Source organism: Providencia sp. TYF-12 (genome assembly GCF_041344805.1).
Classification (GTDB): Bacteria; Pseudomonadota; Gammaproteobacteria; order Enterobacterales; family Enterobacteriaceae; genus Providencia; species Providencia huashanensis.
Genome location: NZ_CP166833.1, coordinates 1,498,935 through 1,519,525 on the forward strand (window position 1 = coordinate 1,498,935; position 20,591 = coordinate 1,519,525).

The 20,591-nt window shown below is 39.3% G+C and carries 15 protein-coding genes; 11 read left to right on the top strand and 4 right to left on the bottom strand.

The window, feature by feature from the left end; genetic code table 11:
- Positions 1 to 90 precede the first annotated feature (90 nt).
- A complete protein-coding gene (locus ABE954_RS06650; protein ID WP_042845202.1) occupies positions 91 to 2,118 on the top strand; it encodes a TonB-dependent copper receptor in 2,028 nt (675 codons plus the stop codon).
- 54 nt (positions 2,119 to 2,172) lie between these two features.
- Here the strand turns inward: ABE954_RS06650 and ABE954_RS06655 are convergent, their stop codons facing one another.
- Complete coding sequence (locus ABE954_RS06655; protein ID WP_042845201.1) at positions 2,173 to 3,057, bottom strand: helix-turn-helix domain-containing protein; 885 nt, start codon at positions 3,055 to 3,057, stop codon at positions 2,173 to 2,175.
- A gap of 895 nt (positions 3,058 to 3,952) precedes the next feature.
- Here ABE954_RS06655 and ABE954_RS06660 point away from each other — a divergent pair.
- Positions 3,953 to 4,207 carry a helix-turn-helix domain-containing protein gene (locus ABE954_RS06660; protein ID WP_042845200.1) on the top strand — a complete coding sequence of 85 codons (255 nt, stop codon included), beginning with the start codon at positions 3,953 to 3,955 and terminating at the stop codon, positions 4,205 to 4,207.
- A 142-nt stretch (positions 4,208 to 4,349) separates the two neighbouring features.
- Here ABE954_RS06660 and ABE954_RS06665 read toward each other — a convergent pair whose 3' ends face one another.
- Together ABE954_RS06665 and ABE954_RS06670 are read right to left on the bottom strand one after the other, a co-directional pair.
- Positions 4,350 to 5,345, bottom strand: coding sequence for a hypothetical protein (locus ABE954_RS06665; protein WP_226619208.1), 996 nt, complete (start codon positions 5,343 to 5,345; stop codon positions 4,350 to 4,352).
- 250 nt (positions 5,346 to 5,595) lie between these two features.
- On the bottom strand, positions 5,596 to 6,432 hold the full coding sequence (locus tag ABE954_RS06670; protein ID WP_042845197.1) for a MurR/RpiR family transcriptional regulator: 837 nt from the start codon (positions 6,430 to 6,432) through the stop codon (positions 5,596 to 5,598).
- Between the two features lie 394 nt (positions 6,433 to 6,826).
- Here ABE954_RS06670 and ABE954_RS06675 point away from each other — a divergent pair, with 394 nt between their 5' ends.
- The 9 genes from ABE954_RS06675 to iolB all read left to right on the top strand — a co-directional run bounded on the left by ABE954_RS06675 (position 6,827) and on the right by iolB (position 19,732).
- Positions 6,827 to 8,338, top strand: a complete 1,512-nt coding sequence (locus ABE954_RS06675; RefSeq protein ID WP_042845196.1) for a CoA-acylating methylmalonate-semialdehyde dehydrogenase — start codon at positions 6,827 to 6,829, stop codon at positions 8,336 to 8,338.
- A 12-nt stretch (positions 8,339 to 8,350) separates the two neighbouring features.
- Positions 8,351 to 10,288: a 3D-(3,5/4)-trihydroxycyclohexane-1,2-dione acylhydrolase (decyclizing) gene (gene iolD / locus ABE954_RS06680; protein WP_094301216.1), complete on the top strand. Its 1,938-nt coding sequence runs from the start codon at positions 8,351 to 8,353 to the stop codon at positions 10,286 to 10,288.
- A 501-nt stretch (positions 10,289 to 10,789) separates the two neighbouring features.
- Complete coding sequence (iolG, locus tag ABE954_RS06685; protein ID WP_042845192.1) at positions 10,790 to 11,776, top strand: inositol 2-dehydrogenase; 987 nt, start codon at positions 10,790 to 10,792, stop codon at positions 11,774 to 11,776.
- Positions 11,777 to 12,167: 391 nt separating this feature from the next.
- Entirely contained in the window at positions 12,168 to 13,574 is a 1,407-nt protein-coding gene (locus tag ABE954_RS06690; protein ID WP_042845190.1) for a sugar porter family MFS transporter, read from the top strand.
- A 54-nt stretch (positions 13,575 to 13,628) separates the two neighbouring features.
- Positions 13,629 to 14,057 (top strand): PTS sugar transporter subunit IIA, encoded by a 429-nt coding sequence (locus ABE954_RS06695; RefSeq protein WP_042845189.1) that lies wholly within the window; start codon positions 13,629 to 13,631, stop codon positions 14,055 to 14,057.
- 611 nt (positions 14,058 to 14,668) lie between these two features.
- Positions 14,669 to 15,802: a Gfo/Idh/MocA family protein gene (locus ABE954_RS06700; RefSeq protein WP_048607968.1), complete on the top strand. Its 1,134-nt coding sequence runs from the start codon at positions 14,669 to 14,671 to the stop codon at positions 15,800 to 15,802.
- A 25-nt stretch (positions 15,803 to 15,827) separates the two neighbouring features.
- Positions 15,828 to 17,732, top strand: a complete 1,905-nt coding sequence (iolC, locus tag ABE954_RS06705; RefSeq protein ID WP_371025807.1) for a 5-dehydro-2-deoxygluconokinase — start codon at positions 15,828 to 15,830, stop codon at positions 17,730 to 17,732.
- Between the two features lie 30 nt (positions 17,733 to 17,762).
- The gene (gene iolE / locus ABE954_RS06710; protein WP_042845183.1) at positions 17,763 to 18,656 is read left to right on the top strand and encodes a myo-inosose-2 dehydratase; all 894 of its coding nucleotides are present in this window, start codon (positions 17,763 to 17,765) and stop codon (positions 18,654 to 18,656) included.
- A 245-nt stretch (positions 18,657 to 18,901) separates the two neighbouring features.
- The gene (iolB, locus tag ABE954_RS06715; protein WP_042845181.1) at positions 18,902 to 19,732 is read left to right on the top strand and encodes a 5-deoxy-glucuronate isomerase; all 831 of its coding nucleotides are present in this window, start codon (positions 18,902 to 18,904) and stop codon (positions 19,730 to 19,732) included.
- A gap of 91 nt (positions 19,733 to 19,823) precedes the next feature.
- Here the strand turns inward: iolB and ABE954_RS06720 are convergent, their stop codons facing one another.
- Entirely contained in the window at positions 19,824 to 20,465 is a 642-nt protein-coding gene (locus ABE954_RS06720) for an NAD(P)-dependent oxidoreductase (RefSeq protein WP_048607963.1), read from the bottom strand.
- Between the last annotated feature and the right edge of the window lie 126 nt (positions 20,466 to 20,591).

The following is a 20,591-nucleotide window of genomic DNA, read 5'->3' on the forward strand; positions in this document are numbered from 1 at the left end:
ATTTTCAGGATTGGTATTCCTGTTGCAAATTTTTAGACACAAAGGTGAATAACAGAAATATTAGTGTTGATATCGATACATAGGTAGCAAATGAATACTCAATTTTTTAAAATTGCCCCCGTTGCAGCGTTGGTGGTTAGTGCGGTTATTAGCGAATCTACAGCAGCTAAAAATGAGGCTAATCAGAGTCTCATTACAGATAGCTCAGTGATGATTGTTACTGCACCTGTTGATTCTCCATTAACTATCACTACATCGCCTAAAACCCCAAGGCAGCCAGTTCCCGCAAGTGATGGTTCAGATTACCTAAAAACTATCCCTGGTTTTTCGCAAATTCGTAATGGTGGGACAAATGGCGACCCTGTTTTTCGCGGGATGTTTGGCTCACGTTTACGTATTTTAACTAACGATAGTGAAATGTTAGGCGCCTGTCCTTCCCGTATGGATGCTCCAACATCCTATATTTCGCCAGAAAACTTCGATGTTCTTAATATGATTAAAGGTCCACAAACCGTTTTATGGGGACCAGGGAATTCTGCTGGCACGATCCGTTTTGAACGAGAAAAACCTTTGTTTACTGAAGCTGGTATAAAAGGGAATGCAAGTGCATTAACTGCATCAAATAACCGCTGGGATGGTAATGCTGATATCAGTTTAGGTAATGAAGTAGGTTACATTCGAGTCATTGGTAATAAATCCCGTTCTAATGATTATAAAGATGGTAATGGGCATAAAGTGCCCTCTAAATGGGATAAATGGAATGCTGATGTCGCAGTGGGTTGGACGCCAGATGAGTATACTTTATTAGAATTAACCGCAGGGAAAGGTGACGGGGAGGCACGTTATGCTGGAAGAGGGATGGATGGTTCTCAATTTAAACGGGAAAGTTTAGGTTTGCGCTTTGAAAAGAGCAATATTGGTGATGTTCTTGATAAGGTTGAAGCGAATGTTTATTACAATTACGCTGATCATATTATGGATAATTACTCTTTGCGTTCACCTTCAGGTGGGGGAATGGGGCATATGGGACATGGCGGTCATGGCATGATGAATATGCCAATGAAAATGCGAGTTGACCGTGAAACCATGGGTGGGCGTGTTATGGGTACATGGTTATGGACTGACTATGAGCTACGTAGCGGTGCGGATATGCAAACAAATAAGCACCGAAAAAATCAGAATAATAGTTGGAAAAAGGATGCTCAATTCCAAGACTATGGGGTATTTAGTGAGTTGACTTGGCATGCAACCACACAAGGCAAAATGGTCAGTGGAGCACGGTTAGATCGTGTGATCGTTGATAATAATACAGGTATAGGGGCTTCTGGGCGTAATACAGTAATGCCAGCAGGCTTTGCTCGTTATGAACATTCGTTATCTGATACCCCTGTTATGCTGTATGCCGGTGTAGGATATACCGAGCGTTTCCCAGATTATTGGGAGTTATTTTCACCTAAACTGGGACCGGATGGTACCAATAATGTATTTGATAAGGTGAAAACTGAAAAAACAACCCAGTTAGATATTGGAGCTAAATATGCACATGAAAATACAAATGCATGGGTTTCTGCATATATTGGTCATGTGGATGATTTTATTTTGTTTCGTTATAGCCCAACAAACCCACGCATGAGCCAGATAGAAAATGTAAATGCGCTTATTATGGGCGGGGAGCTCGGTATTGCCCAAAAACTGAATGATGAATGGAAAGCAGATGCGAGTCTCGCTTATTCATGGGGAGAAAACCGTACAGATGGTAAAGCATTGCCACAAATGCCCCCATTAGAAGGGCGTTTAGGGTTGTCATGGGAAAAAGGGGATTGGACAACAACTGGTCTATTACGTGTTGTGAGTCGTCAAAACCGTGTTGCGATTAATGATGGTAATGTTGTTGGAAAAGATTTTAGTCAGAGTGCGGGTTTCACTATTTTCTCATTAAATACAGCGTATGTTGTCAATCAAAATATGAAATTAAGTGCAGGGGTTGATAATCTATTTGATAAAACATATAGCGAGCATTTGAATTTAGCGGGTAACAGTGGATTTGGTTATTCATCAAACCAGCCTGTTAATGAGCCAGGAAGAACTTTTTGGGCAAAAGTTAATGTGACCTTTTAATTTCAATTAAATTTGCAAACAACCCGCAGAGTAATGCGGGTTGTTTGTGAGTAGTTAAACAAGCACTGGAATATAATAATTCAATTCTTGGATGTAGTGATGGGGGTTATTTATAAATGCTTCGTAAGTAGGTTTGGAGTTTAAAACATACATTTCTATATCCGAACCAGTTCCACGGACAATATCCATTTCAGCTAGAACTTTACCATAAGCAGTATAGATAATATCGTTGTAATCAATCCCCTGCAGACTACCATCTAATTTAATTTCCAAATAATTTCCACTCGGTAGTTGAAAGTTTGTTGCTTGTGGTGGGGTGATATCAACATCTTTTTCATCTAATGCAGTAATATATAAGAAAGTCCCTTCTTCATTAGAGCTCAAGTCTACACCATGAATAGCATATAGGTGCTGCGTCACATATTGGTTTTTATCAAGAAATTTTTTCCAATATTGTCTGCGTAATTCATCGGTTTTAAGGTTCCAACCATTTATATCCTTGGTATATCGATGCTTAATACCAAGTAAATTTATTGCGGGCAATTGAGTAAGTCTGACTTGGAATTGAAGTTCTTTATTTTCACGAAGTGGCAGACAGAACCCATCGACCTTCCAACCTTTGCGCTTTCTATATTCAGAAGGGGTAAGGTTAAATTGCTTTTTGAAAGCGCGACAAAATGTTTGTTGCGAATCAAATCGGTATCTCAGTGAGATATCCATAATGCTGTCGTTAGTTAATCGTAATGCTACCGCTGAACAGGAAAGGCGCCTTGCTCGGATATACGAGCCAAGTGCCAAACCAGTTTGGTTTTTAAATAGGCGCTGAAAATGCCATTTAGTGTATCCTGATTTATCGGCAACAGTATCTAGGGATAGGCGAGATTCTAAATTTTGTTCTATCCAGAGAATGATTTCCCTGATAACGCTTTCTTGTAGCATGATTATCCTTTCAAGTTGCTATTATCTAGATCAATAAAGTAAATAATGCTTAATACTGACAATGATACTAGATAAGAATTCATGGATGCTCGCAATAGAATACCATGTCTACAGACAGTTTGATTAAAAAGATGTGAAGTTAAGTAAGTTTTTCTTCTAAAAGTATTGTTGTTACCGACTGAAATACAATTATTTGTTGTTAGTTTAACATTAAATATGTATTAATAACTATTTAAGTTTAAAGTAAATAAACGTACAACTATAGAAATAGATAAAGAACAGTTAATATTATTATTGCTAAATGCCGATAATCCTTTTGAGATGGTTGTAAATGGATTGATATAAAAAACAGATCCAGCTTGGATTGTTGTGATTTATAATGAAAATATAAGCCGTTTATCTTTAGTGGGTTGCTGAAACGATGATTAGTTATAAAAAATAGGGCTATTTTTTATAACCACAAATATTATTTTTTTTATACAATAGCCGTATGGAAACTTATTGATACGCTTAACTACAAATTGTCACGATTTCCATAAGTAAATAACATTAAATGTATAGAGTTTATTTCATCAAATTTAAAAAATAAGCTAAAATATTATTGTAATCTGATAGATACATTGTTCACGATTAGAGATAGGTGAGTAAATTAACCCATTCTTCATTGGGGTTAATGTAGTACCAATCGAATCTTATCTGCAACAATGAAATAATAAAAAATAATAATATCATAATGTTATGTTTTTATTGTGTTTTTCTTCGATAGAAATAGTCTTTTAATGATTGGTTTAATCGGAATTTAGTTATTTTAAGTCAATTTATAAATTGAAAAGTGGTGTTAATTTACGCGTCGCTTAATTAGATAGCTTATACGTATGTAACCCAGGGGGGTATTATGAGTAAAGACAGTATCGCTAAGATGTTGGGGATAAAAATTCGTAATCAACGAGAAAGTCATAAAATGACCGTTAAACAAACTGCGAATTTAATTGGGGTAACTGAAGATGAAATGCGACGTTTCGAAAACGGTGAAAGTTGTATTGATGTAGATTCATTATTTCAGTTTGCCTACTTATTCAATATTGAGCCAGCCTCTTTCTTATATGGCGTAGTGAATGTTAACAGCGGGATGCGCAGTACTCTACACTAACATTGTTTAGTATTGGCTGAATAAAAAACTTAATGATCAATTGGTTAAACGTATCCACACGATAATGTTGGAAAACTTAACTCTGTAAGTTAAAAAATAGGTTAACAGAGCTGCTGTATCTCTTAATTTGTCATTATCGTACTTAAATAAACCCCTCATCGTATAATTGTTTTAATATTTCATTGGTAAGTTCATTAGTACGTGCCCAATGAGCTGGTTGTGTAAGTTTAGTACCGCCGTGCAGTTTTAGAATGAATTGGTCTATTTGTTTAAAAATAGTATTTTTTTCATTAAGTTGTTGTCTTTGTGGGTTAAATAGTACTTTATTTTCAACCTCATAACTTTGATTGCACTGTTTTAGAGATAATTTGTCTGAAATATTCCCCGTATTAAAAAATAGCTCAAATGAAATTAACAACCCCCCTTTATGACGCAAATTGATTATTAGCACATCCCCATCTTCCATTTTTGCGAAAGGGTGTGAAAACTGAATTGACGCTGTAGAAAATGAAAAATCAGGGAGTAAGGTTAATAACAGTTCAATTTTTTGTGTAATCGTACCTCTTAGTATATTGAATGGTAACCTATTTTCTGGCTCAATGACCCGGTGAGCGGATAAGCGTAATAACCCTGTTTCTAATTTGTTTTGAGTGTGCAAGACATGCTTTATTTGATTAAATGAGTCCTCAAAAGTGAGTGCTTGACTGTAGTCAATTAAAACATCGTTTCGTATTGCTTTTATGAATAATTCTTCAAGCTCTTTTTCATTAAAGCTTGGGATATTATTGAGTAAGATATCTTTTCCTGCTGCAATTGCGGCATTGATTGTAAATTTCAATAGCTCATCACTACAGACTGCTGTCATGATGATGCAATCAACGTCATCGTTATTAACCAGTGCCTCTATTTGTTGTTTTTGATACATAAAATAAGACATAGAGGGAAGTGGGGGAGCGATATCACAAACAGATACCAACTCACTATGATGAGCACTGCATTTTACTGCATGAATATAAGGTTGATTATGAATGGACGTTCCGATTAAACCAATCCCTGAGCGACGAAGAGAAGTGACAGAGTGCTGCTCTTCAAGCAATCGAAGATGGCCCAGTAAATAAAGAAAGTGTGTATTTAACATGGTCGTTCCTTATTATCGGTTTTAAATCAGAAATTCATGTGCTCCCAACATAACAGGATGAAATAATAATTTCATATTAATGTGTTGTCGAAATTTGTATTTTCTGATGAAACTCACAAATTAAAGAAATCATTTATGTAAACCCACTTGAGCGGCGGTATGTAGCAAAGAGAAATCAATTTAGTAATGGAAACGGCCAAATAGGGGCTCTAAACTAATGGAGGTATTTAGTTTTCGAGCCAAAGTAGCGTTAAACTAACTTACTTCCTTGACGGTAGGCTAAGGCGACTGTCAATGATTGAGCTAAACATAACGTTGCTGACTGGGAACGAAATGCATCCACTTGCGCTTCTTTAATCACAAAGCAAACGTCACTAAAACTGGCGAGTGGGCTAATCTGGCTGTCAGTAATTACGATTTGTTTAGCACCAGACTGTGCTGCTTTTTCACTAACCATTACTGTTTCTGATGCATAGGGGGTGAAACTAATTGAAATAACCACATCGTTTTCACTAATTTTACTGATCTGTTCTTTAAACATTCCCCCAAGACCATCTATCAGAACAGGGCGGCACTCCAAATGGCTTAATGCATAACTGAGGTAGGTCGCGACACTAAATGAGCGACGCAAGCCAATTATGTAGACATTTTGTGCATTAGCTAATAATGAAACTGCTTTTTCTAAATCTTCGGCAGAGGTCCTAGCTGCCATTTGCTGCAAGGCTTGTGCATTGGAGTGAGCAAATTCTTTTAAAATTTGAGCGGGGTCATCACTCAATTCTTGAGCACTATCCATTTCGCGAAATAGCCTTGCTCTATCAGTGTAGCTTGCCGTTTCTTCAACAAGGTTCATACGAAACAATTGTTTCATTTCATTAAAGCCACTGAAATTAAACGCATTTGCAAAACGAATTAATGTTGATGGTGGAACATTGGCTTCTTTTGCAATAACGGCAACGGTATCAAATGCGACACTATTTGTATTATCGAGTACGTACCTAGCCACCTGTTGCAAGCGTTTACTTAGCTCATCATAACGAGAGCGAACTTGCTCTTGAAACTCATTTAAATTTGATGCACTTGACATATAACCTCCATGATTTGGCTCTAATTGTAGTTGTTTTGCACGGTTAGTCGAATTATTTTGAAACGGTTAGTTCATATTTCTACATTCTCTATCTTTATATATCTAAAATAATTTGAATTTCGGTTAGCAAATTGAATGAGTTACATTGATTGCTTTTCTTATTGTGCCTAGTTGGTAAGTGCTTCTGTCTGCACTGCAATAGACGTGTATACCTAATTAAATAAGTGATTAGGAGACTTTTTAAAATGGCATTTTCTATCTTGAATTAGAAATTTCATAAAAACTTTGTCTAGATCACATAAATTGAATGTTATTTCAAATTTCATTGCAAATGAAACAAATATTTCATATACATTGGGTAACAACGTAATCCTGTCAGTTAAAGAGAGGCAACATGGAACAGATTAATAATTTCATCGGTGGTGAAATAGTTTTGAGCAAAAGCGGTCGATTTGCACCTGTATTCAACCCAGCAACGGGCGAGCAAATTGCACAGGTGGTATTAAGCAGTGCTGATGAAACGAAACACGCCATAGCGATTGCTCATAAAGCATTTCCAAAATGGTCGAAACTTTCGCCATTAAAGCGCTCTCGAATCTTATTTAAATTTAAAGCGTTACTTGAAGATAACATGGATGATTTAGCGCGCCTTATTTCTAAAGAACACGGTAAAGTGTTTTCTGATGCGGTGGGTGAGATTACACGAGGCCTGGAGGTTGTTGAATTTGCTTGTGGCATTCCTCACTTACAAAAAGGTGAACACTCGGCCAATGTCGCCACAGGTGTGGACAGTCATTCATTAATGCAACCACTAGGTGTTTGTGCTGGTATTACCCCGTTTAACTTCCCTGCTATGGTACCGATGTGGATGTTCCCAGTGGCAATTGCTACCGGTAATACTTTTGTTTTAAAACCATCTGAGAAAGACCCGTCTTTGGCTCTTGAATTGGCTAAATTGTTAAAGCAAGCTGGTTTACCTGACGGTGTATTTAACGTCGTTCAAGGGGATAAAGAATCTGTTGATACGCTGCTAACTGCACCAGAAGTTCAAGCGGTAAGCTTTGTTGGTTCAACTCCGATTGCCGAATATATTTATACCACAGCGTCTCAGCATGGTAAGCGTTGCCAAGCGTTAGGTGGAGCAAAAAACCATTGTATTTTAATGCCTGATGCGGATATGGGGCAGGCTACGAATGCAATAATGGGCGCTGCATTTGGGGCTGCGGGTGAGCGTTGTATGGCACTTTCTGTTGTATTAGCCGTAGGGGATGAAACGGCAGATACATTAATTGCTAATTTGAAAGCTCAGATAGCCAAAATGACCGTGGGACCCGGTATTACAGATGGCAAAGAAAATGATATGGGGCCAGTAATCTCAGCACAGCATAAAGCGAAAATCTGCGACTATATTGCGAGTGGTGAAAAACAAGGGGCGACATTATTGGTTGATGGTCGTGATTTCAAAGTAACGGGTTTTGAAAAGGGTTATTTTGTTGGGCCAACATTATTTGATAATGTGACTCCTGAAATGGATATTTATAAAGAAGAAATTTTTGGGCCTGTATTAGCTGTTGTACGAGTACCTGATTTTGAAACAGGGTTGAAACTAATTAACCAACACGAATACGGCAATGGAACCGCAATTTTTACACGTGATGGTGAAACAGCCCGTGAGTTCCAAGAAAATGTTCAAGCTGGAATGGTCGGAATTAATATCCCAATCCCAGTACCAATGGCTTTCCACAGTTTTGGTGGTTGGAAACGTTCAATTTTTGGGCCTCTCAATGTTCATGGAAATGATGGTGTTCGCTTCTATACTCGCATGAAAACAGTGACTAGTCGTTGGCCTGCTAGTGTACGTTTAGAACATCATGAAAGTAGTTTCACAATGCCAACCATGGAATAAATGGAGACCCATATGAATAAGCAGAAAATGACTACAGCCCAAGCATTGGTAAAGTTTCTTAACCAACAATATGTTGATGTCGATGGTGAGCAGTATCCGTTTATTCAGGGAATATTTACGATTTTTGGCCATGGTAACGTTGTCGGTTTGGGTCAGGCGCTTGAAGAAGCGCCTGGACATCTGCGAGTTTATCAAGGTTGTAATGAGCAAGGTATGGCGCATATTGCGACTGGCTTTGCCAAACAGAAAAAACGGAAACAAATTTTTGCAGTGACTTCTTCGGTAGGGCCGGGGGCAGCTAATATGGTAACGGCGGCGGCAACAGCCACAGCCAACCGTATTCCGTTGTTATTACTACCAGGAGACACCTTCGCCACTCGTCAACCAGACCCTGTTTTGCAGCAAGTCGAACAATATGGTGATGGGACAATCAGCACGAATGATTGTTTCCGCCCTGTATCTCGTTATTGGGACCGGATTTCGCGGCCTGAACAGCTAATGGCAGCGATGATTAATGCAATGCGTGTATTAACTGACCCTGCTGATACGGGGGCCGTTACCATTTGCTTACCTCAGGATGTTCAAGGGGAAGCATGGGAATACCCTGATTACTTCTTTGAAAAGCGAATTCATCGCATTGAACGCCGGCCGCCAACAAGTGTAAGTCTAGAGGAAGCCGCTCATCTTATTCAAAGTAAGCAAAAGCCGCTTCTGATATGTGGTGGTGGTGTGCGTTATTCAGAAGCACATAATGATTTCGTTCAATTTGCGGAGGCTTACGGTATTCCGTTTGGTGAAACTCAAGCGGGTAAAAGTGCTGTTGTTGCCAACCATCCTTTAAATGTAGGGGGAATAGGCACGACAGGTGGGCTTGCGGCAAACTTACTTGCAAAAGAAGCTGATTTGGTTATTGGTGTTGGGACTCGTTTTACTGATTTTACCACGGCATCTAAGTCATTGTTTAGTAAGGAAGGTGTGCGGTTTTTAAATATTAACGTTGCTGAATTCGATGCCAGTAAGTTAGATGCATTAAAAGTGGTAGCAGATGCAAAAGAAGCTTTGCAAGCTCTTGATGCAAAAATGAAGGGGTCAGGCTATCAGGCCCAATGGGGGCATGAAATTCAACTGGCGAAGCAACAATGGAAGAACGAATTAGACCGGTTGTTTAGCATTCAGTATCGGCCGTTGGATTTTATCCCAGAAATTGCAGGCCACCTTGATGATAAACTTGAAGAATACAGTAAAACACTCGGCACTGAACTTGCGCAAACTCGGGTTCTAGGTTTGATGCAGCAGCACATGGAGAGTGACGCGATTATTGTGGGGGCAGCGGGGTCATTACCGGGGGACTTACAGCGTATTTGGCTACCAAAGCAGCGGGATACTTACCATCTAGAATATGGTTATTCATGTATGGGGTATGAAATTGCTGCGGCTGTTGGCGCGAAAATTGCGGCTCCAGAACAACCTGTATATGCCATGGTCGGGGATGGCTCCTATTTAATGCTACACAGTGAGTTGCAAACGGCAATTCAAGAAAATATTAAAATCACTATTTTATTATTTGATAATGCGGGCTTTGGTTGCATCAATAATTTACAAATGAGCCAAGGCATGGGGAGTTTTGGGACTGAAAATCGCCAACGCAATCCACAAACAGGCCTACTGGATGGGCCATTAGTGAAAGTGGATTTCGCTAAAAATGCAGAAAGCTATGGTTGTAAAAGTTATCGAGTTCATGATGAAGCTCAGCTGATCTCTGCTTTGGAGGATGCTAAAACGCATTCAGGTTGTGTATTGATTGATATTAAAGTGCTTCCAAAAACCATGACTAATGGTTATGAAGCGTGGTGGCGTACAGGAACAGCTCAAGTTGCTAAAAAGCCTGAAATTGTTGCGGCGGCTGAGGAAATTAAACATAAAGTTGAACATAAGGTACGGCTTTATTAATTAACGCGTTATTGGTGGTTTACGTATCATCAAAATAACTCGATGGTGTTATGCCATTGAGGAGGTGTTTTATTTTGAGTGATGGTGTAGGCCTCATTTCGTCGGGTATTATTGTGAATATCCGCAAGGATTTCACTTATTGTGTTTATGAGTTGTCGTCATGTGTATTTTTAAACCCAGCGTTTGCTGGGTTTTTTTATGGTTTTAATAGTTTAATTTTCTTTTTGTTGAAATGTATGTTTTAAATTTAAGTTAGTCGGAATTAATAAAACAGAAACAGAAAATAAAGTTGCAGTAAAGTACATACTTTATTGTCAGATAGTGATGAGTTACATTATTATTTTGTGATCTAAATAACACTAAAAATACACTTTAATGCAACATTTGTTACCTAGAGCCCAAAAACATAATTTCCAAAAAATTATAAATTGAAATGAATGTTTTATTTGGTATATTTCGTAATATCCAAATAGTGGATTTAAGGTATCAAGGAGCATTTGAATGTTCAACATAGCACTATTCGGCGCAGGACGTATTGGACAGGTTCATGCTGTTAATATTGCCGGCCATAAAGAAACCGCACTTTATTCTGTTATTGATCCGTACCAAGCTAATGCATCTGCGTTGGCTGAAAAGTACCAAGCTAAAGTACAAACCACAGAAGAAGCGATGCAAGACCCAAATGTGCATGGCGTTTTAATTGCTTCTGCCACAGATACACATGCTGATTTAATTGAGTTAGCGGCTCAACATAAAAAAGTCATTTTTTGTGAGAAGCCAGTTCATCTCGATCTTGAACGAGTAAGACAATGCCTTAAAAGTGTTAAACAACATAATGTCCCATTGTTTATTGGTTTTAATCGCCGTTATGACCCGCAATTTCGCCATCTCAAAAATTTATTCCAGCAAGGGGCGATTGGTAAAGCTGAGTCTTTAATTATTACATCTAGAGACCCGTCACCGCCACCAGCAGAGTATGTCAAAGTCTCCGGTGGTATGTTCAGAGATATGACGATTCATGACTTTGATATGGCGCGCTTTATGATTGGTGAAGAACCTTGCTCTGTATTTGCCCAAGGAAGTAATGTAGTAGACCCTGCGATTGGCCTTGCGGGTGATATCGATACCGCATTCATTATTTTGAAGTTCCCTTCAGGGGCCATGGCGACCATATCGAATAGCCGCCGCTCAGGGTATGGTTATGACCAGCGCATTGAACTGCATGGTGAGAAGGGGCTGCTGACAGCTGGGAATATAAAAGAAAATAGCGTTGCGTTATTAAGCGAAGTCGGTTGTTTGTCTGCTAAACCCGAATATTTCTTCTTACAACGCTATCATGAGGCATACAAAGCTGAATGGGAACATTTTGTTGATATTTTAGCTGGACGTGCTGAATCAGAAACCACAGGTACCGATGGTGAGTTTGCATTATATCTTGCAGACAAAGCACTTGAATCATTAAAAACAGGAAAAGAAGTTAAACTCTAATTTATATTTTTAAATTATATTTTAATTGATTATTAATATGCGGACGAAAAAATGATTTTTCGCCCGCAATAGAATTCAGATATGTTCATCCGATTATTTAATAAATATATACATTAATATTTGTCTTACGTATTAATTAAATACCCTACAAGCAGTAATGCTTCTATAAAATTTGTGGCTATTTTACTGTTTAATTTTTAAATTCAATCTAAGTATTTGTTTTTATTTGTGAATTTTGATTTATAAAATAGTCTTGAAGCTTGCAAGTAGTGATTCAATAAGAGCGCCAAAAATTTTTCATTATTTAATACTTAACATGTAAAGAATTTATTTAAATACTGAAAATTTGCTTTTTTGGTAGACATAATGATTCAAATAATAAGGTAATAATATGTCATTAATAATGAATCTCAATGAACAACAGAGAAAAAGGTTGCACCAAATCACCTTGGTAGCAACCTTTGGTGGGTTACTTTTTGGTTATGATACTGGTGTAATCAACGGGGCATTTTCCTCACTGAAAGAAAACATGGGGTTAACACCGACCACTGAAGGCCTTGTGATGAGTGTCTTGTTGGTTGGTGCCGCACTTGGAAGTGTTTGCGGCGGGCGAGTGGCTGATTTTATCGGGCGACGCACCTATTTACTTTACCTTTCGTTTCTTTTCCTATTTGGCGCTTTTTTATCTGCCGCTGCACCGAATATTGAAATTCTCCTTGTAGCTCGATTTATTCTCGGTTTTGCTGTTGGTGGTGCATCAGTCACTGCACCAACATTTATTTCAGAGGTTGCGCCTACAGAAATGCGAGGCAAACTCACCGGGTTAAACGAAGTGGCAATTGTGATAGGTCAACTTGCTGCCTTTGCGATTAATGCGATTATTGGTTCTATTTGGGGGCATTTACCAGACGTTTGGCGTTATATGTTGTTAGTGCAAGCTGTACCTGCTTTATGCTTACTTTTTGGTATGTGGAAAGCTCCGGAAAGCCCGCGTTGGTTGATGAGTAAAAATCGTCGTGAAGAAGCATTGAACATTTTAAAACAAATTCGCCCAGAAAAACGTGCTATTCAGGAATATGAAGATATTGTCACATTGTTAGATGTTGAAGCCGCAGAAGCAAAGAAAAACCCAAATGGAAAAAAACAAAATCTAGCTTTAATTTTCAATACCCCTTGGATTTTTAAATTAGTTTTGATTGGGATGGTATGGGCTGCTTTACAGCAAACCACAGGGGTTAACGTAATTATGTACTATGGTACAGAAATACTGAAAACGGCTGGTTTTTCTGAACAAACTTCTTTGGTTTTTAACGTATTAAATGGTGTGTTCTCTGTTGGGGGAATGGTTATCGGGGTACTGTTCTTAGTTGACCGCTTTAAGCGCAAGACATTAATTGTCGGTGGTTTTGCTTTAATGGCATCGTTACATTTATTAATCGCAGCAACGGATTATTTCTTAACTGGGGATATTAAAGCAACGTTGATCTGGTTACTTGGTGCGGTATTTGTTGGTGTGATGCAAGGGACAATGGGCTTTTTAACTTGGGTGGTATTAGCCGAGTTATTCCCATTAAAAATCCGTGGGTTATCGATGGGGATTTCTGTTTTCTTTATGTGGATTATGAATGCGATCGTGAGTTACTTGTTCCCTGTATTGCAAGCCGAACTTGGTTTAGGACCTGTATTCTTAATTTTCGCGGTAATAAACTACTTAGCAATTGTCTTTGTGGTGAAACTACTTCCTGAAACATCGAATAAATCGTTAGAGCAGTTAGAAGAAGAGTTGTCATCAATGTAGTTGTTAACCATTCATGATACGAATGTACCTAGTTAACTTAAAAGAGGGTTAGATATGATTGAACAACTGACCACAAATAATCTGCATTTAGGGTGTCAGGCCAGAAATAAAGCTGAAGTATTAAAGATGGTAGGTACCGAGTTTAAAAATAAAGGCTACGTAGATAGGGACTGTGTCCATTTTCTAACTGAAAGAGAGCAGCAAATCTCGACTTTTTTAGGCAATGGTATCACTCTGCCACATTTACCTAAATCAGCGAATGACATCATCTTACATACGGGAGTGGAAATTTTTCAATTCCCTGATGGGGTGATTTGGGATAGAACCAATGTGATGTTCATTGCCATCGGTGTGATTGCTAAATCAAGGGAGCATATTGATGTACTCAAAGAGATTGCATTGATTTTCAGTGATGAGTTTATTGCTAATGCATTATCTTTAACGTCGAGTAAAGAAGAGTTTCTCAGTATTTTACATCGCTAATTATACTGTTTTCATCTTAAACCGTTATGAGAACAATAACATACTCATGACGGTTTTTTATATTCACTGAAAAAGTAACAATAGGGACAATATTGGGAAGATAGTCGCTCTTTTTATAAAATGATATTGCTCCTTTACCTTAATTGATAGGAAGTCATTGATGTCATTTCATATACCAACTAACTAAGTTAATGTACACCTAGAACAAACCAGCGATGATAACTTACGAGCCCAAGGAACGGTATGGTCTGCAAACATACAGGGAATAAACACATTGTTTATTTACTTAGCTGTGTAAAACAACAATGAACAACTGAGGTGCAATGTTTCATTTCATTTCATTTTTTGCTTTTTCATTCCATTTTTTATTCTTTTATTTCATCATTTATCTCCGCCTTACCTCTTTAGGTTCCTGAGTAATAGAGTTAATTCTTTATATATTAGCTAATTACATAAAAAATTAACGCTAGATCACATAATGAAACTAATATTCCTGATTCCGTTGAAAATGAAATGAATATTCCGTATAACATTATTATCAACTTCTGAATAAATCAGACCCGCATTGGGTTAGCCAGTGCGCCACTAAAAATGAGCGAGGGGAAGAACAAATGAAGGAAATCCGTATCGGTATGATTGGTACTGGCTATATTGGGCGAGCTCATGCCATTGCTTATGCACAGGCCCCTACTGTTTTTCCACTACAAGGAAAATTGGTTCGCGAAATGATTGCCGAGATTACACCAGAGCTAGCTCAAGCTCGGGCTCAAGAAATGGGGTTCAATCGTTCAACCAATGATTGGCGCAAACTCGTGGCTGACCCAAATATTGATGTGGTGGATATTTGTTCCCCTAATTTTCTGCATAAAGAAATGGCAATGGAAGCAATTAAACATGGCAAACATGTTTATTGTGAAAAGCCATTAGCGCTTAACTCTGATGATGCAAAAAAAATGGTAGAAGCGGCAAAGAAAGCCGGTGTTTTAACCTTGGTGGGTTTTAATTACATGAAAAACCCAACATCACAACTCGCAAAAGAAATTATTGCTAATGGTGAGATTGGTGAGGTTATCCATTTTTATGGTACCCATAATGAAGATTATATGGCAGATCCCAATGCCCCCATTCATTGGCATTGTTTCAAAGAAAAAGCGGGTTTAGGGGCGCTGGGTGACTTATCTGCACACATTATCAATATGGCACAATTTTTAGTTGGCGATATTGAAACCGTTTGTGGTGACATGGAAATTGTTATTAAACAACGCCCAGAGAAAGAAGGCTCATCTGTGATGGTGCCTGTTGAAAATGAAGACCAAGCACATGCGATGGTACGTTTTTCAAGCGGAGCGATGGGGGTTATCGAAACTTCACGCATTGCAGCTGGACGTAAAATGGGGCTGACCTATGTGGTGACGGGTACTAAAGGGACATTAACCTTCACACAAGAAAGAATGGCTGAACTAAAACTATATCGTCACGACGACCCAAGTAACCGTCAAGGTTTTAAAACAATCTTAGTTGGGCCTGAACATCCAGATTATGCACCGTTTTGTGGTGGTGCAGGCCATGGTATTGGCTTTAACGATCAAAAAACCGTAGAAGTGCGCGATCTCATTAATGGGGTAGCCACAGGCACACCAATGTGGCCTGATTTTGAAGAAGGCTGGAAAGTATCGCGAATTTTAGATGCAATCGCGCGCTCATATGAAGAACAGCGCTGGGTTAAAGTCAAAGAAATCAATTAATTCTGTTGTAGTTAAGGGGTGATTAATGGATAAGCAGAAGAAGTTAGATGTTATCTGTATGGGCCGTATTGCCGTTGACCTGTACGGACAACAGATAGGTTCTCGTTTAGAAGATATGAGTACATTTGCCAAATATTTAGGTGGCTCTTCGGGGAATGTGGCATTTGGAACTGCGATACAAGGATTAAGGTCATCAATGCTTGCCCGTGTTGGTGATGAGCATATGGGCCGTTTTTTACGTGAGGAATTAAAGCGTGTAGGGTGCGATACCAGTCATCTTATTACTGATAAAGATAGATTAACGGCATTGGTAATATTAGGGATCAAAGATCAAGACACTTTTCCATTGATTTTCTATCGTGATAATTGTGCTGATATGGCAATTAGTCCAGACGATTTTACGGAAGAATATATTGCATCCTCTCGTTGTCTGGCAATTACAGGGACGCATTTATCTAACCCTAAAACCCGTGCCGCTGTGCTAAAAGCATTGGAATATGCCAAACGTAATGATGTAAAAACTGCCATTGATATAGATTATCGCCCAGTCTTATGGGGGCTAACTTCCCTAGGTGATGGTGAAACGCGTTTTATTGCTTCTCAAAGCGTAACTCAGCAATTACAAGACGTGTTGTCACTGTTTGATTTGATTGTCGGAACCGAAGAAGAGTTTCATATTGCCGGTGGGACAACGGATACTGTTCAAGCCCTTAAAAATATTCGTCAATTAACAAATGCTGAACTAGTGTGTAAACGCGGTTCTTTAGGGTGCTCAGTGTTCAGTGGTGAGATCCCAGAGACCTTAGACGAAGGGATTACAGTACATGGCGTGAGGGTGGAAGTCCTTAATGTATTAGGTGCAGGTGATGCCTTCATGTCTGGTCTATTACGCGGTTATTTGAATGGAGATGGTTGGGAAAAAGCCTGCGCTTTTGCTAACGCATGTGGGGCATTAGTTGTTTCGCGCCACGGTTGTGCGCCCGCGATGCCAACGAAAGTTGAACTGGATAACTACCTTGAGCGCGCTGCGGCTGTACCGCGTCCTGATCTCGACCCGATGCTTAATCACTTGCACCGAGTGACATCACGTAGCACTCAGTGGGATGAATTATGTGTAATGGCGTTTGACCATCGGATCCAATTTGTCGATATGGCACGTAATGCAGGTGCAGATATTTCATGTATCCCTTATTTGAAAAAATTGATTTTCCGTGCCAGCTGTGAAGTAGCTGAAGAGGCAAACTTACAGGGTAAAGCAGGTTTATTGTGTGATAGCACTTTTGGTCAGGATGTTTTGAATGATGTGACAGGGCGTGGTTGGTGGATAGGGCGACCCATTGAGCTACCAGCGTCCAGACCACTATGTTTAGAGCATGGCAATATTGGTTCGCAGCTGATTAGCTGGCCGAAAGAGCATATCGTGAAATGCTTAGTATTTTTCCACCCTGAAGATAATCATCCGCTGCGTTTAGAGCAAGAGAAAACCGTTCAAGAGGTGTATAGCGCATGCTGCCAATCAGGCCATGAATTATTACTGGAAGTAATATTACCAGCTGATATGGAGCGTAATGATGAGCTGTATTTACGAGCCATTAAACGTTTTTATAACTTAGGCATCAAGCCAGACTGGTGGAAATTACCACCGCTACAGGCAGAAAATTGGGATGAGGTTGATGCATTGGTCCAAGAGCGTGACCCTTATTGTCGTGGTGTTGTATTACTAGGGCTTGATGCGCCACAAGCAGAATTACAAGCGGGCTTTAATGCCGCTGCTGGGAAGTCAATCGTAAAAGGATTTGCCGTTGGTCGTACTTTATTTGGTAAGCCTTCTTATGAGTGGATGAAAGGTGAAATCAATGACGACGAGCTGGTTCAGAAAATAAAAAGCAATTACTTAAATCTGATCGCCTTATGGCGTCAGCGTAAATAATATTACTCTTACCTACACAGGAGCTTCATCATGGCAATCCAACTTGGTATTAACCCTTTGACATGGACCAATGATGATTTACCCACTTTAGGGGCAGAAACGTCTCTAGAAACATGTTTAACTGAAGGTCGTCAAGCAGGGTTTGCTGGTTTTGAGTTAGGAAATAAGTTTCCACGTAAAGCGGAAATCTTAGGGCCAATTTTAAAACAGCATGATTTACAACTGGTTTCAGGCTGGTATTCGGGTGAATTGTTGACTCGCAGCGTGGAAGAGGAAATTGAAGCGGTACAAGGTCACTTAGCATTACTGCGTGATTTAGGCGCGAAAGTGATGGTATTTGCCGAAGTGACTCACTGTATTCATGGCGATCAAAATAAACCCGTTCATATGCGACCACTATTTCCAAATGACCAATGGGAAGAATACGGCAGGAAGCTGACTGAGTTTGCGAAATATACCTTATCTCAAGGGGTTAAAATCGCCTATCACCACCATATGGGGACGGTTATCGAGTCAGCAGAAGATGTTGATAACCTGATGAAACATACCGGTGATGAAGTAGGCTTATTACTGGATACAGGGCACTTAACATTTGCAGGTGCGGACCCAGTAGAAGTCGCTAAACGTTGGGCAAAACGAATTAATCATGTGCATTGCAAAGATGTGCGTGCAGATGTATTAAAAGATGTTAAAAACCGCAAAACAAGTTTCTTAGATGCAGTATTAGCTGGGGTGTTTACAGTACCCGGTGATGGCTGTGTTAACTACCCAGAAGTCTTTAAAGTATTAAAAAATAGCCAATACGAAAATGGTTGGTTAGTGGTAGAAGCGGAGCAAGACCCAGCGATTGCCCACCCGTTGACTTACGCGACACTGGGCTATAACAATTTACATAGGTTAGCCAAAGAAGCCGGGCTAATCTAAATCGTCGTCATATTTCAGTCTGTGGCGTTGTTGGCTGCACTCGACCACACAGGTCACATACTTATGTATGCTCCCTGCGTTGCTCTTGTTTGCCGCCTAGCCACAAACTGAACTATTTAGTGTATTTAGAGCGAAAGGCTCAAAAGAATTAAAAAGTTAGATGGCTGTATTTTGAGTGATGGCCACAGGTCAATAAAACAGATTGCAGGTGTTAGTAGGCAATCTTAAAGTGTCAGAGGAAAATTATGTCAAAATTACTGTCGAAATATCATGCTCCAGATGCACATAAGCGAACTCAGCATATCACTCCGAAAATCGCTAACTGGGGATATGTTCACTTTGATGTTTATGAATTAAAACAAGGTGAGTCGATTTCTTTACCCGCTTGTGAAAATGAAATGTGCTTAGTGCTAGTGGCAGGTAAAGCGACGATTAAAACGCCAAATCAAACATTTGATAATATTGGCGACCGCATGGACCCTTTTGAACGTAAAAAACCATATGCAGTTTATGTCACAGCCCAAGAGTTTGCTGAAGTTAAAGCTGAAACAGCATTGGAACTCGCAGTTTGCAGTGCAAAAGGAAAGGGCACTTACCCAACTCGCTTAATTGGCCCTGATGATATTGGGGCAGAGCAACGGGGTTATGGCAACAATAAACGCTATGTACATAATATTTTACCCGATGATAAAGCGGCAGATAGCTTGTTAGTGGTGGAAGTTTATACGGATGAAGGCTGTACTAGTTCCTATCCAAGCCACAAGCATGATACTGATAACGAGCCAAATGAAACGTATTTGGAAGAAACCTATTATCACCGATTAAATCCATCTCAAGGTTTTTGTATGCAGCGTGTTTATACAGATGATCGTGAATTAGATGAGTGTATGGCGGTGTATAACAAAGATGTGGTTATGGTGCCAAAAGGGTATCACCCAATGGCAACAATGGCAGGTTATGACAACTATTACCTTAATGTGATGGCTGGCCCAACACGTAAATGGTTATTTACGTGGGAAAAAGACCACAATTGGGTTAATAGTGAGATTTATGCAGCAAAACATCGTGAAAAGTAAGTGAAAGTTATACGTGAATTAAGTTAAGTAAACACCAAATCTGTTATCAATTTTGCCGGTAAGTATATAGTTACCGGCTTTTTTATTTAATTTAATATGCAACGGTAAACTGTTGGCGAATAAATTGTGCATGTTCAGCTTCATCAAGGATGGCGACAGCGAGATCTTCAACGGAAATCTTTGCGGGGTGTTGGCCATTCATGAGTAACTGGCTTCCACCTAAACGGAATGTTTCGGTTCTTTCTCCTGGTTCAAGTACCGCAGCAGGGGAAACATAGGTCCAATCAAGAGAATCGATAGATTGTAAGTGGCTTTTGAGTTCCCTCATGGCTTGAGCCCCAGGTTTTATTTCAGTTGGGAAATTAGGAGAATCAATTAAATCAACACCTGAAGAGGTTTTTAAACTCCCCGCACCACCGACAACGATAAACCGTTTTACCATTGATTTTTGTACAGCTTGTAAAATCGCTTGGTTACCTGCCACGGTATCTTGATATAAATTTGGGTTTTGCCAGCCACCATTAAAAGCACTAATGACGACATCTTGCCCTTTGAGCCGAGAGGTTAGCCAAGCAACATCGGTGATATCACCAGATGCGGTAATTAAATACGCATGTTGAGACAATTGGTTGCTGTGACGAGAAATAGCCGTGACTTGATGATGACGGAGTAACGCCTCAGCTACGATGGCCTTACCCACAAACCCTGTTGCGCCAATGATGGATATTTTCATTTTGAGCCTCGCGTTACTTGAATGTGAAATGCATCAATAATGATCCCAAAATTACTGACTGGAGTGTTTTTTATCCTTATCAAAGTATAGAACAGACTTATTCATTACGTAATCTAGTTAGTTTTT